14 protein-coding genes are annotated in these 15,472 nt (G+C 68.0%); 9 read left to right on the forward strand and 5 right to left on the reverse strand.

The genetic code is table 11. The features are described 5' to 3' along the window. Window positions 1-11 precede the first annotated feature (11 nt). Entirely contained in the window at window positions 12-1,259 is a 1,248-nt protein-coding gene (locus ABS361_02395; protein XBY45163.1) for a GTP-binding protein, read from the forward strand. 61 nt (window positions 1,260-1,320) lie between these two features. On the opposite strand, the gene ABS361_02400 is transcribed toward ABS361_02395, so the two are convergent. Continuing rightward, entirely contained in the window at window positions 1,321-2,001 is a 681-nt protein-coding gene (locus tag ABS361_02400) for a class I SAM-dependent methyltransferase (GenBank protein ID XBY45164.1), read from the reverse strand. 272 nt (window positions 2,002-2,273) lie between these two features. Here ABS361_02400 and ABS361_02405 point away from each other — a divergent pair, with 272 nt between their 5' ends. From ABS361_02405 to ABS361_02415, 3 genes are read left to right on the forward strand one after another with little or no spacing between them, the layout of a single operon-like run. Continuing rightward, window positions 2,274-3,239: a neutral zinc metallopeptidase gene (locus tag ABS361_02405; protein XBY45165.1), complete on the forward strand. Its 966-nt coding sequence runs from the start codon at window positions 2,274-2,276 to the stop codon at window positions 3,237-3,239. A gap of 58 nt (window positions 3,240-3,297) precedes the next feature. Beyond that, on the forward strand, window positions 3,298-3,792 hold the full coding sequence (locus tag ABS361_02410; GenBank protein XBY45166.1) for a hypothetical protein: 495 nt from the start codon (window positions 3,298-3,300) through the stop codon (window positions 3,790-3,792). Window positions 3,793-3,844: 52 nt separating this feature from the next. Beyond that, the gene (locus tag ABS361_02415; GenBank protein XBY45167.1) at window positions 3,845-4,333 is read left to right on the forward strand and encodes a hypothetical protein; all 489 of its coding nucleotides are present in this window, start codon (window positions 3,845-3,847) and stop codon (window positions 4,331-4,333) included. A gap of 24 nt (window positions 4,334-4,357) precedes the next feature. Here ABS361_02415 and ABS361_02420 read toward each other — a convergent pair whose 3' ends face one another. Continuing rightward, window positions 4,358-5,071, reverse strand: a complete 714-nt coding sequence (locus tag ABS361_02420; protein ID XBY45168.1) for an HAD family hydrolase — start codon at window positions 5,069-5,071, stop codon at window positions 4,358-4,360. A 229-nt stretch (window positions 5,072-5,300) separates the two neighbouring features. Here ABS361_02420 and ABS361_02425 point away from each other — a divergent pair, with 229 nt between their 5' ends. Further along, window positions 5,301-6,512 (forward strand): TCR/Tet family MFS transporter, encoded by a 1,212-nt coding sequence (locus ABS361_02425; protein XBY45169.1) that lies wholly within the window; start codon window positions 5,301-5,303, stop codon window positions 6,510-6,512. 53 nt (window positions 6,513-6,565) lie between these two features. Here ABS361_02425 and carA read toward each other — a convergent pair whose 3' ends face one another. Further along, window positions 6,566-7,780, reverse strand: a complete 1,215-nt coding sequence (gene carA, locus ABS361_02430; protein XBY45170.1) for a glutamine-hydrolyzing carbamoyl-phosphate synthase small subunit — start codon at window positions 7,778-7,780, stop codon at window positions 6,566-6,568. A gap of 389 nt (window positions 7,781-8,169) precedes the next feature. Here carA and ABS361_02435 point away from each other — a divergent pair, with 389 nt between their 5' ends. Beyond that, window positions 8,170-8,616, forward strand: a complete 447-nt coding sequence (locus ABS361_02435) for a GatB/YqeY domain-containing protein (GenBank protein XBY45171.1) — start codon at window positions 8,170-8,172, stop codon at window positions 8,614-8,616. A gap of 91 nt (window positions 8,617-8,707) precedes the next feature. Here ABS361_02435 and ABS361_02440 read toward each other — a convergent pair whose 3' ends face one another. Then, complete coding sequence (locus tag ABS361_02440) at window positions 8,708-9,115, reverse strand: hypothetical protein (protein XBY45172.1); 408 nt, start codon at window positions 9,113-9,115, stop codon at window positions 8,708-8,710. Window positions 9,116-9,329: 214 nt separating this feature from the next. On the opposite strand from ABS361_02440, the gene dnaG reads away from it, so the two are divergent. From dnaG to ABS361_02455, 3 genes are all read left to right on the forward strand, one after another. Next, entirely contained in the window at window positions 9,330-11,294 is a 1,965-nt protein-coding gene (gene dnaG, locus ABS361_02445) for a DNA primase (protein XBY45173.1), read from the forward strand. Between the two features lie 316 nt (window positions 11,295-11,610). Beyond that, on the forward strand, window positions 11,611-12,441 hold the full coding sequence (locus ABS361_02450; protein ID XBY45174.1) for an SIMPL domain-containing protein: 831 nt from the start codon (window positions 11,611-11,613) through the stop codon (window positions 12,439-12,441). Between the two features lie 234 nt (window positions 12,442-12,675). Beyond that, window positions 12,676-13,116 (forward strand): septal ring lytic transglycosylase RlpA family protein, encoded by a 441-nt coding sequence (locus tag ABS361_02455; protein ID XBY45175.1) that lies wholly within the window; start codon window positions 12,676-12,678, stop codon window positions 13,114-13,116. A 126-nt stretch (window positions 13,117-13,242) separates the two neighbouring features. Here ABS361_02455 and ABS361_02460 read toward each other — a convergent pair whose 3' ends face one another. Beyond that, window positions 13,243-15,333 (reverse strand): methyl-accepting chemotaxis protein, encoded by a 2,091-nt coding sequence (locus ABS361_02460; GenBank protein ID XBY45176.1) that lies wholly within the window; start codon window positions 15,331-15,333, stop codon window positions 13,243-13,245. Window positions 15,334-15,472: the final 139 nt, after the last annotated feature.

The following is a 15,472-nucleotide window of genomic DNA, read 5'->3' on the forward strand; positions in this document are numbered from 1 at the left end:
GAGATCGCGGCATGACCGACCTCGTCCCTTCCGGCCTCGCCCCTTCAGACCATCGCCTGCCGGTGACGGTGCTGTCCGGCTTTCTCGGCGCAGGCAAGACCACGCTGCTCAATCATGTCCTCAACAACCGCGAGCACCGGCGCGTCGCGGTGATCGTCAACGACATGAGCGAGGTCAACATCGACGCCGATCTGGTGCGCGAGGGCGGCGCCGGCCTGTCGCGCACCGACGAGAAGCTGGTCGAGATGACCAACGGCTGCATCTGCTGCACGCTGCGCGACGACCTGCTCCTCGAGGTGCGCCGGCTCTGCGCCGAGGGCCGGTTCGATCACCTGCTGATCGAGGGCACCGGCATCGCCGAGCCATTGCCGGTCGCCAGCACCTTCTCGTTTCGCGACGAAGGGGGCGCGAGCCTCTCCGACGTGGCGCGGCTCGACACGATGGTCACGGTCGTCGATGCGATCAACCTGCTCAAGGACTATGGCTCGCAGGATTTCCTGCGTGACCGCGGCGAGACGGCCGGAGAGGGCGACGACCGCACGCTGGTCGATCTCCTGGTCGAGCAGATCGAGTTCGCCGACGTCGTGGTGATCAACAAGATCTCCGACGTGGCGCCGGATCAGGCCGATCTGGTGCGCAAGGTCGTCCGCGCCCTCAACGCCGATGCGCGCATCGTCGAAACCGATTTCGGCCGGGCGCCGCTCGACGCGATCCTCGATACCGGGCTCTTCAGCGAGGAGAAGGCGTCCAAACATCCGCTCTGGTACAAGGAGCTCTACGAGCCGCACGCGCATGTGCCGGAGACTGAGGAATACGGCATCGCGAGCTTCGTCTACCGGGCACGGCGGCCGTTCGATCCGATGCGCTTCGATGCCTTCACCAAGGCGACATGGCCGGGCCTCGTGCGCGCCAAGGGGCACTTCTGGTTCGTCACCCGGCCGGACTGGGTCGGCGAACTGTCGATCGCCGGCGCGGTCTGCCGGGTGACGCCACTCGGGCGCTGGTGGGCCTCGGTGCCGCGCTCGCGCTGGCCCGACCACCCCGAGGGGCGCCGGATGATGGAGCGCAACTGGGACCGCGTCTGGGGCGACCGCCGGCAGGAACTGGTGTTCATCGGCGTCGGCATGGACGAGGCGGCGATTCGCGCCGCGCTCGACGACTGCCTTGTCGGCACAGAGACCGGCTCGGCGCTCGGTTCGGATCGGGCGCGGCGGATGCCGGACCCGTTCCCGGCCTGGGGACGGCCCGACGCGGCCTGAGCCGGCGCTGCTGCGATCGCCGTCGCGGCGACGGGACGGCGATCGAGACGCTGGGCCGCGTTCAGGACTTCCGCGCCGAAAATGCCATCCGGCGTTGGTCGAAGCCGAAGTTCGGCGTCAGCCGCTCCGCCGTGAAGCCGGCCTGGATCAGCTTGCCGAGCATCGTGCCCTCGGTGTAGCGCGACAGGCCGACGGTGTTGCGCAGTTGGCGGTAGGGCGAGAAGAAGGTCGCCGCCAGCCCGGCGACGGCGGCGAGCAGGAAGCCGTGCCTGAGCGCCATGCCGAGCAGGTTGCCGACGTCGGCGACGATGTCATCGCCGGGCGGGATCACGTCGGCGATCACCAGCCGACCGCCGGGCGCGAGCAGCGCGTGAGCCTCGGCGAGCAGTCCGTCGGCCTCCTCCGGCGTCAGATATTGCAGCACCGAGTTGATCACGATCAGATCGACGCGGCCGTCCCAGGCCGGTCTCAGTTCCTCGGGCGCCGGGACCAGAATCGTCTCGGAGCCGCGATGGCGTTCGGCGAGCCGTTCGCGCGTCGCGGTCGCGGCATCGACCAGCAGCAGCCGGCCGCAGTGGGCGGCGATGCGCGGCGCCGCAGAGGCGTCGCCGCAGCCCCAGTCGAGCACGACCGCGTCGGGGCGCGGGACATGCGCGATGAAGTTCTCGGCGATCCTGGCGTAATGGACGTCGCGATGACGATCCGAAACGTAGATCCGGTGGGCGCTATTCCAGAAGTCCAACCAGGATCGGGGCATGAAATCAACGCGCTCCCTTGAAAACCCTCAGACGGTAACAGACGGCGATGCTTTGACAATTGAAGCCGGCCCCCTGTGACAGACGTGACCGAACGTCGGTCGGACGGGTGGCGGATAAGTCACAATGCGGATGGCCCGTCGCCTCGTGGCGCAAGGGCAACGGCGCCTGCCGGCGGGGCGGGCGGACGGGGATCTTCTTTGCGTCGCGATCGTCGGGTAATGAAGAGGGGCGAGAGACGCGACCGGGAGGGTGCCGCATGCGCTGGGAAGGCCGCCGCGAGAGTTCGAACATCGAGGACCGTCGCGACGATGGCGGCGACGACGGTGGCTTCAGCGCCGGGCCGGGCGGTGGGTATTCCGGCGGCGGTTTCGGCGGCTTTCCGATCAACCTCGGCGGCGGCGGCATCGGCACGATCGTCGTCGTGCTGATCATCGCCTGGGTGCTCGGCATCAATCCGCTGACGCTGCTCAGCGGCCAGCCGATCGGACCGGGGCCGGCGCAGGTGCATCGCCAGCCCTCCGCGCAGACCCCGCGCGTCTCCTCTGCCGAGGAACAGCGCAACGCGCGCTTCGTTTCGGTCATCCTCGCCGACACCGAGGACCGCTGGAAGACGCTGCTGCCGCAGCAGGCGGGCGAGCTCGTGCAGCGCGCCGCCGGCATGCGGTATCAGGATCCGACGCTGGTGATGTTCCGCGGCACGACGCGCTCGGGCTGCGGCCAGGCAGAAACGGCCTCGGGGCCGTTCTATTGCCCGGCCGACCAGAAGGTCTACATCGACCTCGCCTTCTACGACGAGCTCAAGACGCGGTTCAAGGCGCCGGGCGATTTCGCCCAGGCCTATGTGATCGCGCACGAGATCGGCCACCACATCCAGAACATGCTCGGCATCCTGCCGGCCTTCAACAAGGCCCGGCAGCGCATGAGCGAGCGCGACGCCAACCGCGCCTCGGTGCGGGTCGAGCTGCAGGCCGACTGTTTCGCCGGCGTCTGGGCCAAGGCGGCGCAGAACGACCGCGACTTCATCGATCCGGGCGACATCGAGCAGGCGCTCAACGCCGCCTCGCATATCGGCGACGACGCGATCCAGAAGTCGATCCGCGGCTATGCCGTGCCGGACAGCTTCACGCACGGCACGTCCGAGCAGCGGGTGCGCTGGTTCAAGCGCGGCTTCGAAAGCGGACGCCTCGGCGCCTGCGATTCGATCAACGCGCAGCAGCTCTGACAAGTCCCGAACGGCGGCCGAAAGGGCCGCCGTTCTCCGTTCCGATGAGGGGTTCAGTATGCGCAAAAACGTTTTGGCCGTCGGGTTGCTGCTCTCGTTTGCCGGCGGGATCGCGCCGGCCCTCGCGGCGGACCCTTGCGAGGCCGGCAAATGGCCGCTCGCCCGCGAGATGGGCTGGTTCCAGAGCGCGACACTCGCCAAGCCCGGCGCGGCCCTGCTGCCGGGCCACGCCGCGGTGATCGCGCTGCAGCCGACCGACAAGGTGCAATACCTTGTGCCGTCGAGCCGCAAGCCGGCCGACAAGACGTTCGGCGAGGTCGTGTCGACGGCGGTCGCGAGCGAGGGCGTCTACCAGATCACGCTGTCGGACGAGGCCTGGATCGAGGTCGTGCAGGGCGGCAAGCTCGTGAAGGTCGAGGCCTTCACCGGGATCAAGGAATGCCCCGGCCTGCGCAAGAGCGTGCGCTTCAAACTCGCGCAGGGTCCGGCGGCGATCGAGATTTTCGGCGCGGCGGGCGACCGCCTGCTGGTGGCGGTCGCCCCGGCCGAGTGACGGCGCGCTGCGCGGCCGGTAGGGCATCAGACGGTAACGAAGGAGAACGAGAATGCGTGTGGGTGTCGTCGGCCTTGGAATGCTCGCCCTCGTCGCGGCCACGTCTGCCAAGGCGGCCGACCCTTGCGACGGCACCAAATGGCCGTTGTCGCGAGAGCTCGCGTGGTTCCAGACGGCGAAGCCGGTGAAGTCTGGCGCGATCATGCTGCCCGGCCACGCCGCGGTGGTCGAACTCCAGCCCATGCAGCGTGTCGACTATGCGGTTCCGCTCAACATCGGCTGGAAGACCGCCAACACGTTCGGCGCCGTGATCACGACCGCGACCACGCCGGGGGTCTATCAGGTCACGATCTCGGACTCGACCTATGTCGGGGTCGCGCAGAATGGCAAGATCGTTACGGCCATGGCGATGCAGACGCTGAAGGGATGCCCTGGCCTCAACAGAAGCGTGCGGTTCCGGCTCGGGCAGGGTCCGGCCGCGATCCAGATCGGCGGCGCCAAGGGCGACCGCGTGCTGGTGGCGATCGCGCCGGAGGATTGACGACCGGCGTCGCGCGGCGCGGGCTCAGCCCGCCTCGCGCTCCGCCCACCAGCCGAGCACGCCCTCGATGGTCTCGAGCGTCACCAGACGCGGCAGGTCGGGCGGTGCTTCCGCGTGCTCGTGTTCCCAGACGATATGATAGGGCACGTGCAGGCCCCAACTGCCGGCCTCGATGGCCGGCAGGATGTCCGATCGCAGCGAGTTGCCGACCATGGCGGCGCCGAGCGGGCCGGACCCGTGGCGCGCGAAGATGCGCCGGTAGGTATCGGCATCCTTTTCGCTGACGATCTCGAGCGCATCGAAGAAGTCGCCGAGGCCGGAGCGGGCGATCTTCTGCTCCTGGTGCAGCAGGTCGCCCTTGGTGATCAGCACGAGGCGGACCTCGCCGGCGAGCGCTTCCAGCGTCTCGCGCACGCCCGGTAGCGGCTCGACCGGATGTTCGAGCATGGATCGGCCGATCGCCAGGATCTCGGCGACGGTCGTGCCGGGCAGCCGTCCCTCGGTCACTTCGAGCGCCGTCTCGATCATCGACAGCGTGAAGCCCTTTATGCCGTAGCCGTAGAGCGCGAGGTTGCGCTTCTCGACCGCGAACAGGCTCTTCTTCAGGGTCGCGGCATCGGCGTGATCGTCGACCAGCTCGAAGAAGCGCTTCTGCGAAAGATCGAAGAAGGTCTCGTTGTGCCAGAGCGTGTCGTCGGCGTCGAAGCCGATGGTGTGGATCTCGACCATGGGCGCCATGCTGGCACGGGTCGGGGGACCGGTCCAGCGTGCGGAAGCCGGCGTGATGGGGACCGCGGGCATGGCGGGGGCAGCGCGGTCCGATCGCGCGCCCGACATCGCTCATCGATTTGGGTCCGGCTGCGCGGCCGCGTGCGCGTGCTTGACGGAGCGGGCGTCGTGGTGTCCGGTGCGCCGGCGCCAGCTCCACCGGATCTGGACGCTGGACCGTTGCCATTCGAGAAAGCGCATGAGCCGAGACGCGTCCCGCCGGGGCCTCATCTTCGTCGTCGTCACCGTCCTGCTCGATGTGATCGGCATCGGCATCGTCATTCCGGTTCTGCCGAAGCTGATCGTGTCACTGACCGGCGAAGGGGTCGATCGCGCGGCGATCGACGGCGGCTGGCTGATCTTCACCTACGCGGCGATGCAGTTCCTGTTCGCGCCGGTGATCGGCAACCTTTCCGACCGGTTCGGCCGGCGGCCGGTGCTGCTCGTCTCGGTCGCGACCTTCGGGCTCGACAATCTGGTCTGCGCGCTGGCGCCGACGCTGCCCTGGCTGTTCGTCGGCCGGGCTCTGTCGGGTCTGTCGGGCGGCAGCTATACGAGCGCGGCCGCCTTCATCGCCGACGTGTCGACGCCGGAGACGCGGGCGCGCAACTTCGGCTTCATGGGCATGGCCTTCGGTGTCGGCTTCGTGCTCGGGCCGGTGATCGGCGGGCTCGCCGGCGAGTTCGGGCCGCGGGTGCCGTTCTTCGTCGCCGCCGGCGTCAGCGTGCTCAATCTCCTGTTCGGCTTCTTCTTCCTGAAGGAGAGTCTGCCGGCCGAGAAGCGCCGGTCGTTCTCGCTCGCCCGCGCCAACCCGCTCGGCGCCTTGCGGGAGATGCGCAAATACCCGGCGCTTTGGCCGCTGGCTGCCGTCGTGGTGCTCTACCAGATCGGCCACGACGCCAATCCGTCGGTCTGGTCCTATGCGGGCAAGCTCAGGTTCGGCTGGAGCGAGGCTGATATCGGCCTGTCGCTCGCCGCGGTCGGCATCGCCATGTCGATCGTGATGGGCGGGCTGATCGGGCCAATCGTGAAGCGCTTCGGCGAGCGCCGCGCGGCGCTGATCGGCCTGTCGCTCGCGGCGGTCGGTTTCACGGGCTATGCCTTCGCGCCGGCCGGCTGGGTCATGTTCGTTTTCATTCCGGTCTTCGCCTTCATCGGGCTGATCGATCCGTCCTTGCGGGCGATCGCGGTCGGACAGGTCGCGGAAGACGCGCAGGGCGAGTTGCAGGGGGCGATCGCCAGCCTGAAGGGCCTGACCATGGTCGGCTCGCCGATCCTGATGACGCAGGTGTTCGGTTTCTTCACCGGGCCGCACGCCCCGGTCTATTTCCCTGGTGCGCCGTTCCTGGTCGCCGCCTGCCTGATGCTGATCGGTATCGTCATTCTGAAAAGCTACGGCCGGGCACGCTGAGGGCAGCGGCCCGGCCGTTCATTCTCTTGCCGTGCGTGTAAGGGCTTCGAGCGTCAGACGCGCTCGGGCAGCTTCGCCTCGCCCTTCTTCTCCCGGATCAGGTTCACGAAGCGGGTGAACAGGTAATGGCTGTCGCGCGGGCCGGGCGAGGCCTCCGGATGGTACTGCACCGAGAACACCGGCTTGTCCTCGAGCGCGATGCCGCAGTTCGAGCCGTCGAACAGCGAGACATGCGTCTCCTTGACATTGGCCGGGAGCGTCGCGCGGTCGACCGCGAAGCCGTGGTTCATCGAGGTGATTTCGACCTTGCCGGTCGTGTAGTCCTTGACCGGGTGGTTCGCGCCGTGATGGCCCTGGTGCATCTTGACGGTCTCGGCGCCGAGCGCGAGGCCGAGCATCTGGTGGCCGAGGCAGATGCCGAAGGTCGGCAGGCCCGATTCGACCACCGCCTTGATGGTCGGCACCGCGTAGACGCCGGTCGCGGCCGGGTCGCCCGGGCCGTTCGACAGGAACACGCCGTCCGGCTTCAGGGCGAAGACCTCTTCGGCGGTCGCGGTCGCGGGCAGAACGGTGACCTTGCAGCCGGCATCGGCGAGCAGGCGCAGGATGTTGCGCTTTACGCCGTAGTCGAGCGCGACCACATGATGCTGCGGCTCGGTCTGGCGGCCGTAGCCCTCGCCGAGTTCCCAGGGCGTCTCGTCCCAGGTGAAGCTCTGTCCGCTCGTCACCATCGGCACGAGATCCATGCCGACCAGGCCCGGCCAGGCCGCGGCCTCGCGCTTCAGCGCCTCGAGGTCGAAATTGCCGTCGGGCGCATGCGCGATCACCGCATTGGGCATGCCCTTCTCGCGGATCAGCGCGGTCAGCGCGCGCGTGTCGATGCCGGAAAGACCGATGATGCCGCGCGCCTTCAGCCACTGGTCGAGGTCGCGGGCGGCGCGCCAGTTCGACGGATCGGTGATCGAGGCCTTGAGCACGCAGCCGCGCACGCCCGACGCGGCGGCCATCGAGACGGTCTCGATGTCCTCGTCGTTGACGCCGACATTGCCGACATGCGGGAAGGTGAAGGTGATGATCTGGCCGGCGTAGGAGGGATCGGTCAGGATCTCCTGATAGCCGGTGATCGCGGTGTTGAAGCAGACCTCGCCGACAGCCTGGCCGGTTGCGCCGAGGCCGTGGCCGGGGATGACCGTGCCGTCGGCGAGCACGAGGAGGGCCGTGGGTTTCGGTTCGGCCCAGGCGTCGGCGTTCAGCGTCGTGTCGGTCATCGTCTCAATCCCTAAAGGCCGTTCCCGTTCCGGGCGCACAGGTGTACGCGAGCGCGGCGGCCAGCATCCGCATTCGGCTTCGCAGCCATCGGCCCGAGCGCGAGGAGGTCGCGCGGGTTCGAGGGGCTCTGGCGTGCGGAAGCGTGGCGGCGCGGCATCGTCCGGCGCGGCGCGGACCCTAGTCGCGGCGACTGTCCGCGTCAACCGCGGCCGGCGCGGGGAGGCGCGCATGCGCACGAGGCTCGCGGGCGTCGTCGGCGGTGGATGCTTTGCCTGACGGCGCTGGACCGGCGCGCGCCGATCGGCTACCGGCTCCGGTCACGGCTCCCCATATGGGGACGCGAGACAGCCGCCGGGGCGACCGGCGGCAGACCCGTCAGGAGGACGAGATGCGCGACCAATTGAGCGACGCCCTGAAGACCGCGATGAAATCCGGCGACAAGAAGCGCGTGTCGACGATCCGGATGATCACCTCGACCATCAAGGACAAGGACATCGCGGCGCGCGACACCGGCAAGCCGCTCGGCGATGCCGAGATCGTCGAGGTGCTCGCCAAGATGGTGAAGTCGCGCGAGGATGCCGCCAAGCAGTTCGAGGATGGCGGCCGGCCGGAACTCGCGGCCGGCGAGCGCGAGGAGATCGCGATCATCCGCGAATTCCTGCCGGCGCAGATGGACGAGGCGGACGCCGAGGCGGCGGTCAAGGCAGTGGTCGCCGAGATCGGCGCGACCTCGGTCAAGGACATGGGCCGCGTCATGGCCGCGCTCAAGGAGCGCTACGCCGGCCGCATGGATTTCGGCCGGATCAGCGGCGTGGTGAAGGCCGCGCTCGGCTGAGTCGGGTGGCCGAGAGACGAGGCGCCGCGGCAGAGGGTCGTTCCGCCGCGGTCTTCTTCTAAGGGGAGCGCGTGCGGCTCTCGGCGGATCCTTACTGGACCTTCGAGGGCTGCAGCTTGCCGCCCGCGATCTCCTCGAACCGGTAGCCCGCCACCGGCGACTGCCGCTGGAGGCCGTAAGGCATCCGGGTGCAGATCCCGCTGGCGACCTTGATATACTCGTCCGTCTCCGCCGCGCCGGAGTTGCGCTCATAGCGGATCCAGCGCTTCTCGGCGCCGTCGTAGAACTTGATCGATACTGCTTGATTATTGCCGGCCGCTTCGCAAGCGACGCCATCCTGACCCCAGCGCCGATCGTAGATCTTGGTGTAATTCTTGTCGCTCTGCCCCTGCCAGACGGCATAGACCTTGCCGAGCGACGGGCCGCCGGCCCAAGCCGCCGTCGGAAGGCTCGCCAGCGCGACGGCGGTGGCCACGAAAGACACGATCTTCAAATTCATGGTCTTCATCCTCTCATAGCAAATGTCGGCGGCGCCTCACTCCCGGCCATCGACGGCACAAAAGCCTGATGGGCCTATCTGACGGGGAGGTGACGCAGCGACACTTTTCTTCTACAAGACGTTTGCCTCGTCAACCGCCACAAATGTGAATTCCGGGCAGGCGCGGCGAGCCGCACCGTGCAAGACGCACCGAGTGTGCCTATACTCCCTCCCCATGAAATTCCCTCCCGCCATCCTCGACGAGATTCGTGCGCGCCTTCCGGTATCCGAGGTGGTCGGGCGGCGGGTGAAACTGCGTCGGCAGGGGCGGGAATTCGCCGGGCTGTCGCCGTTCAATCCGGAGAAGACGCCGTCCTTCTTCGTCAATGATCAGAAAGGCTTCTACCACTGCTTCTCGTCCGGCAAGCACGGCGACGTGTTCCGGTTCCTGATGGAGACCGAGGGCCTAAGCTTCCCCGAAGCGGTTGAGCGCCTCGCCTCGGAAGTGGGCGTCGCGCTGCCGAAGCCCGATGCGCGCGAGGAGCGGCGCGAGCGCGAGCGGGCGAGCCTCGCCGATGTCTGCGAAATGGCCGCGCGCTTCTATGAAGAGGCGCTGCGGCTCTCCGGCGGCGACGAGGCGCGGCGCTATGTGGTCAAGCGCGCGCTCCGGCCCGAGACGCTCAAGGAATTCCGCATGGGCTTCGCGCCGGCCGAGCGCGACGCGCTGAAGCGGCACCTGATCGGCAAGGGCGTCGATGAGGAGGCGATGATCGCGGCCGGGCTCCTGATCAAGCCCGACGACGGCCGGCCGACCTACGACCGATTCCGCAATCGCCTGATGATCCCGATCCAGGACGATCGCGGCCGGGTGGTCGCCTTCGGTGGTCGCGCGCTGTCGCCCGACGACAAGCCGAAGTATCTGAACTCGCCGGAAACCGAGCTTTTCCACAAGGGGCTCATGCTCTTCAACGGTCACCGCGCCCGCGCGGCGGCCTATGAAGAGGGCGCGGTCGTCGTGGTCGAGGGTTATCTCGACGCGATCGCGGTCTTTCAGGCCGGTGTCAGGGCGGTGGTCGCGACACTCGGTACCGCCTTCACCGAGGATCATATCCAGCGGCTCTGGAAGCTTGCGCCCGAGCCGGTCATCTGTTTCGACGGCGATCGCGCCGGCATCGGCGCCGCGCATCGGGCGATCGACCGCATCCTGCCGCAGCTGAAGAGCGGCTACTCGTTCAATTTCGCCTTCCTGCCGGACGGCAAGGATCCGGACGAGCTGGTCCAGTCCGGCGGCAAGGACGCGTTCCTCGCCGAGATCGGCAGGGCGCAGCCGCTCGCCGACGTGCTGTGGGACCGCGAGACGGTCGGCACCTCGATCGACACGCCGGAGCGCAAGGCGGCGCTCGAAAAGCGTTTTGAGGATCTGACCGGCGAGATCAAGGACGCGCGCGTCCAGAAGAGTTATCGGCTGCGCTACCGGCTGCGGCTGTCGAACCTTTTCTGGCAGTCCGAACGCGGCGAGCGCGGTGGCTGGCGCGGCGGCCGCGGCGCCGGCGACCAGCCGCGGCCGGTTCCCGGCTCGACCGACGTCAGCCTGCCTGAACGTCTGGGCGAACTCGTCGGCATCGAGCGCATCGTGCTCGGGCTCATGGTCGAGTTTCCGGAGCTGTTCGAAGCCGCGATCGAGCGCACCATCGGCATCGACATGGGGCTCGAGCCGCACGAGGCGTTCAAGCGCGAACTCTACCGGATCGCGACCGAGTTCGACGACCTCTCGGTCTCGACCTTCTATTCCGGCATCGACCAGCGGTTCTTCTTCCTGCTCAAGGAGATCCACGGCGACGAGCTCGCCGATGGCGACCGGCGCGTCGTGGTGCATCGCGGGCACCGGCTGCGCGAGCGGCTGCCGATCCTGCGCTTCCATCCGCCGGTCACCTATGTCGAGGCGCTGCTCTGGCACTTCCTCGACCGGATTGAGCTGCGCCACATGGAGAGCGATCTCGAACACGCATTCTCGCAGGTCGGCGCGGACTGCACGCTCGAGGACGAGGCGCGCATCCTCGGCCTGTCGCGTGAGATCGGGCGGCGGCGCGAGGAGTTCGCGCGCCGCGAGCAGGAACTGGCCGAAGAGGCCAAGCTGATCCGCGCCGCTTTCGGCTCCGGTACCGCGCCGGGCACGCCGCTCCTGACCCACCAGCGCTGAGGTCGGAGCCGGCCCCCGGAGCCACGCCGGTTCCGAGCCTGCGCCGCGTCCATGGGCGCGAACGGCTCTGCGCCAATTTACTTACAAATACTTCCGCAACGTCATTTTGCCGTTCGGCCGGGGTTTCCGCGCTCGGGCCCGGCCGTTGGTCGCGCCGTCGTGCGAAAAATCAGTGGATCACGACGAAATCATACCGAAACGCGCTTCGAATCCCGCGGGACAACCATCAAAAGTGTAACCGAATCGGTAGGTTAGCATATGAACATTTTTTGACCATTTTTCGTGGCCAGCGTCCCGGCACTTCAAGGAGAGCCGAATGCAGGCACCCATCCGGATGGCGAATGACAGGGAGGCGGTAGCGATGAATCGTAAGACGAGCGCGCGTAATGCATCCCAAGTTGTCGATAAGTCTTCCGGCGGCGTGTTTACTGGCTTCGGTTATGCTCTGATCTTCATGATCGTAGGTTTTGGCCTCGGGTCTACCGCCGCCGCGGCCGAGGCGCCGACTGCCGAGCCTGTGCTGACGGTGTCGGCGACCGGCGAGGTCGAGGTGGTTCCCGACCGTCTGATCGTCTCGCTCGGCGTGCAGACCGATGCGGCGTCCGCGGCCGAGGCGATGGGCGGCAACGCCCGCCAGACCGCCGCTCTGATCGAGACGCTGCGCGCCGCCGGCATCGAGCGCAAGGACATCGCCACCTCGCGGCTGTCGCTCTATCCGATCTCCAACACCCGCAAGGCCAACGAGCCACCGGCGATCGTCGGCTATTCGGCGACGAATGCGCTGACCGTCCGGCTGGCGTCGGTCGACATGGCCGGCCCGCTGCTCGACAAGCTGGTCCAGAAGGGCGCCAACACCATCCAGAACATCACCTTCGATATTTCCGACCGCGACCGCCGCCTCGACGAGGCGCGCAAGGGCGCGGTCGAAGCAGCCAAGCGGCGGGCCAAGGTGCTCGCCGATGCGGCCGGCGTCACGCTCGGGCCGATCCTGTCGATCACCGAAGGATCCGCGCCGACCTTCATGCCGCGCCCGATGCTGGGCGTCGCTAAGGCGATGCCGGCGCCCGTGCCGATCGAGGCCGGCGCCGAGCGGATCACGGCCGAGGTGACGATCACCTGGCGGATCGCGGCGGGCGCAACGCCGTAGACGACAACGACATAACCAGAGCTTCGGGTCGCGGCGCGTGATGCGCCGGGGCCGGAGAGCGGTCGCGTGCCCGCGAGAGGCCACGCGCCGTGCCGGGGAGCCGGCGACGAGGAAGCCGGCCGCGAAACGGATCGATCCGTTTCCAGGGAACCAAGGGCCGGGTTTCACACGAGAGGAGCGACGCCGAGAGCCTTCGCGAGAGGCTGCGTCTGGAATTGGACGGAGAGACGTTGAATGCAGCATACAATTGAAGCCGCGCGACAGACGCGGCTGCCGATGCCGGGGTTCCGGCACGTGCGTGCGACGGCCCTGGCCTTCGGCCTCGTCGCGACCGGCACGGGCCCGGCGCTTGCCGATGCCGCCAAGACGGCGACCGGCGGCGCGGTCGGGGTGGCATCCTTCTACGGCCGGGAGCACCATGGCGGCCCGACCGCTTCCGGCGAGCGCTTCGACATGCGCGCCATGACCGCCGCCCATCGCACGGCGCCGCTGGGCTCCAAGCTCAAGGTCACCAACCTCCGGAACGGCCGCACCGTGGTCGTCCGCGTCAACGATCGCGGGCCCTTCGTCCGCGGCCGGATCATCGATGTCTCGCGCGGCGCGGCAGAGGCCCTCGGCTTCGTCGGCGCCGGTCTCACCAAGGTGAGCATCCAGGTCGCCTCGCGCGACGAGTAAGCCTATTCCGGGCCGAAGCCGGCGCGACCGCGGGTCGGTCGCAAACGTCTCGATCCCAAGAAGAAGGGCCACCGGATCGTCCGGTGGCCCTCGTCGTTTGGGACAGGCTGTGGGGCGCGCGAGCCGTCAGGCGGCGCGGACCGTCGCGAGGAACCGCGCGACCTCCTGGCTCATCTGGTCGGAGAGCTTGGTCAGCTCCGAGGCTGCGCCGAGCACCTGCGTGGAGGCATGGCTCGCTTCGTAGGCCGCCGTCGTGACGCCGGTGATGTTCTGCGACACCTCCGCCGTGCCGAGCGAGGCCTGCTGGACGTTGGTGGCGATCTCCGAGGTGGCGGCGCCCTGGCCGTCGACCGCTTCGGCGATGCTCGCGGCGATCGAGTTCATCTGCTCGATCGTACGGGCGATGCCGGCGATGGCGCGAGCGGCATCCTGAGTGGCGCCTTGGATCGCGCCGACCTGGGTGCCGATCTCGGCGGTCGCCTTGGCGGTCTGGTCGGCGAGCTGCTTCACTTCCGCCGCGACGACCGCGAAGCCCTTGCCGGCTTCGCCGGCGCGCGCCGCCTCGATCGTGGCGTTGAGGGCGAGCAGGTTCGTCTTGCCGGCGATCTCGTTGATGAGCCCGACGATCGAACCGATCCGGTCGGCGGCGGTGGCGAGGCCGTTGACCCGCTCGGTCGTGCCGTTCGCCTCGTCGACCGCCTTGGCGGCGATCTGCGCCGACTGCTCGACCTGCCGGCCGATCTCACGGACCGACGACGACAGTTCCTCGGTCGCGGAGGCGACGGAGGCGACATTCGCCGAGGCTTCTTCCGACGCGGCGGCGACAGCGTTCGACTGCTGGGTCGTCTGCTCGGCACTGGCCGACAGCGTCTGGGCCGAACTCTGCAGCTGGGTGGCCGCGGCCGCGACCCGGCCGACCACGCCGCCGACGGCGCGATCGAAGGCATCGGCGAGTTCGTGCATCTCCCGGCGGCGCGTCTCGGCGGTCGCGCGGTCGATATCGGCCTGGCGTCGGCGCATGGCCTCGCCCTCGTTCATGTTGATCTTGAAGGTCTCCATGGCCCGGCCGAGCGCGCCGATTTCGTCGGCGCGCGTCGCATAGGGTACCTCGATGGCGAGATCGCCGTTGGCGAGTGCCATCATGCGATCGGTGATCACGGTCAGCGGCGAGGTCACGCGCCGATCCACGAACCAGATCGCAGCGACGCTGCCGAGCAGCGTGACGAGCAGGCCGACGGCGCCGGCGATCAGTTCGAGCGTCTTGGACCGTTCGACGCCATCGATGTGCTCGCGGGCGATTTCGAGCGCGGCTTCCGAAACCGCCACGAACAGCGACAGGCGCGGAACCGAGAAGTTGCTCCACTGCGCGGCGGTCATGTCCGGCTTCTGGCCGGCGGCCAGCGCCTGGAGCAGCTTGGTCTGGCGGCCGAGCGCGTCGTCGACGAGATAGTCGGTCTTCACGCGCTCGTATTTTTCCTTGAAGCGATCCGGCAGCGCGACGCCCTGCATCATGTCGGCCATCGCGTCCCAGGACTGCCGGATGCGTCCGACCGAGACGGCGTAGTTGAACGGTGTCTCCGGGGCGATCTGGCCGGCCTGCAGGCCGTTCGACAGGAACACCGAGGCGTCGCCGGCGGCGCTGCGGGCGTCCCAGGCGATCTCCTTCAGGTCGAACAGGCGGTCGACATAGGCGTCGTTGAGGCGGACCAACTGGTTGAAGCGGGTCGAGAGCTCGGCCAACTGCTCGATCAGCGCGTTGGTCTCCTTGAAGTAGGTCTCGGCAATCCCGGCCGGCCGCTCGGCCTTCGGCTTGAACATCGCGGCCTGCGTCTCCTCATGGAGCTTGGCGAGCCGGTTCACGGAGGCTTCGAAGCGGGTGACGACGGCCTCGCGATCGGCGAAATCGACAGCGGCGAGCGCCGTGACGGCGCGGCGCAGCGCCGGCATCTCGGCCTTGCGTGCCGCCTCGACCTGCTGGTTCATGGTCGTCGCGGCCTTGTCGGCGATCAGTTCACGGTTGGAGTTGGACCGATCGACCCGCAGATTGTGCATCGCGGTGAACATCGCACTCGAAACGTCGGCGACCGCAGCGGTCTGCCTGATCACCTGCAGGTGCGCCCACGTCTGCCAGACCCCGACCACCAGCAGTACCACGAGCGCAGTCGACAGAACCGAAATGACTGCCTTCAAAAGAAAGTTCACTGTGAACTTGTTCATCTTCGATGTTCCCCCATCCGGTGGGCCCATCAGACCCGAGGGCAATTTCAAATCGGTAAAAAAAGCCGGCGTGCCGCGGGTCTTCGATAAATACTTTTCAGAGTTTCGTCTGGGGTGGTAGGTCCGAGGATTGCCAGAA

It is taken from the genome of Ancalomicrobiaceae bacterium S20 (genome assembly GCA_040269895.1).
Lineage (GTDB): Bacteria > Pseudomonadota > Alphaproteobacteria > Rhizobiales > Ancalomicrobiaceae > Methyloraptor > Methyloraptor flagellatus.

Bases quoted from the DNA above. Each gene is read 5' to 3' on its own strand.
- ABS361_02415 (XBY45167.1), top strand. From the start codon at position 3,845: ATGCGTGTGGGTGTCGTCGGCCTTGGAATGCTCGCCCTCGTCGCGGCC.
- ABS361_02455 (XBY45175.1), top strand. From the start codon at position 12,676: ATGCAGCATACAATTGAAGCCGCGCGACAGACGCGGCTGCCGATGCCG.
- carA (XBY45170.1), bottom strand. From the start codon at position 7,780: ATGACCGACACGACGCTGAACGCCGACGCCTGGGCCGAACCGAAACCC.
- dnaG (XBY45173.1), top strand. From the start codon at position 9,330: ATGAAATTCCCTCCCGCCATCCTCGACGAGATTCGTGCGCGCCTTCCG.
- ABS361_02460 (XBY45176.1), bottom strand. From the start codon at position 15,333: ATGAACAAGTTCACAGTGAACTTTCTTTTGAAGGCAGTCATTTCGGTT.
- ABS361_02395 (XBY45163.1), top strand. From the start codon at position 12: ATGACCGACCTCGTCCCTTCCGGCCTCGCCCCTTCAGACCATCGCCTG.
- ABS361_02435 (XBY45171.1), top strand. From the start codon at position 8,170: ATGCGCGACCAATTGAGCGACGCCCTGAAGACCGCGATGAAATCCGGC.
- ABS361_02420 (XBY45168.1), bottom strand. From the start codon at position 5,071: ATGGCGCCCATGGTCGAGATCCACACCATCGGCTTCGACGCCGACGAC.
- ABS361_02440 (XBY45172.1), bottom strand. From the start codon at position 9,115: ATGAATTTGAAGATCGTGTCTTTCGTGGCCACCGCCGTCGCGCTGGCG.
- ABS361_02410 (XBY45166.1), top strand. From the start codon at position 3,298: ATGCGCAAAAACGTTTTGGCCGTCGGGTTGCTGCTCTCGTTTGCCGGC.
- ABS361_02450 (XBY45174.1), top strand. From the start codon at position 11,611: ATGCAGGCACCCATCCGGATGGCGAATGACAGGGAGGCGGTAGCGATG.
- ABS361_02405 (XBY45165.1), top strand. From the start codon at position 2,274: ATGCGCTGGGAAGGCCGCCGCGAGAGTTCGAACATCGAGGACCGTCGC.
- ABS361_02425 (XBY45169.1), top strand. From the start codon at position 5,301: ATGAGCCGAGACGCGTCCCGCCGGGGCCTCATCTTCGTCGTCGTCACC.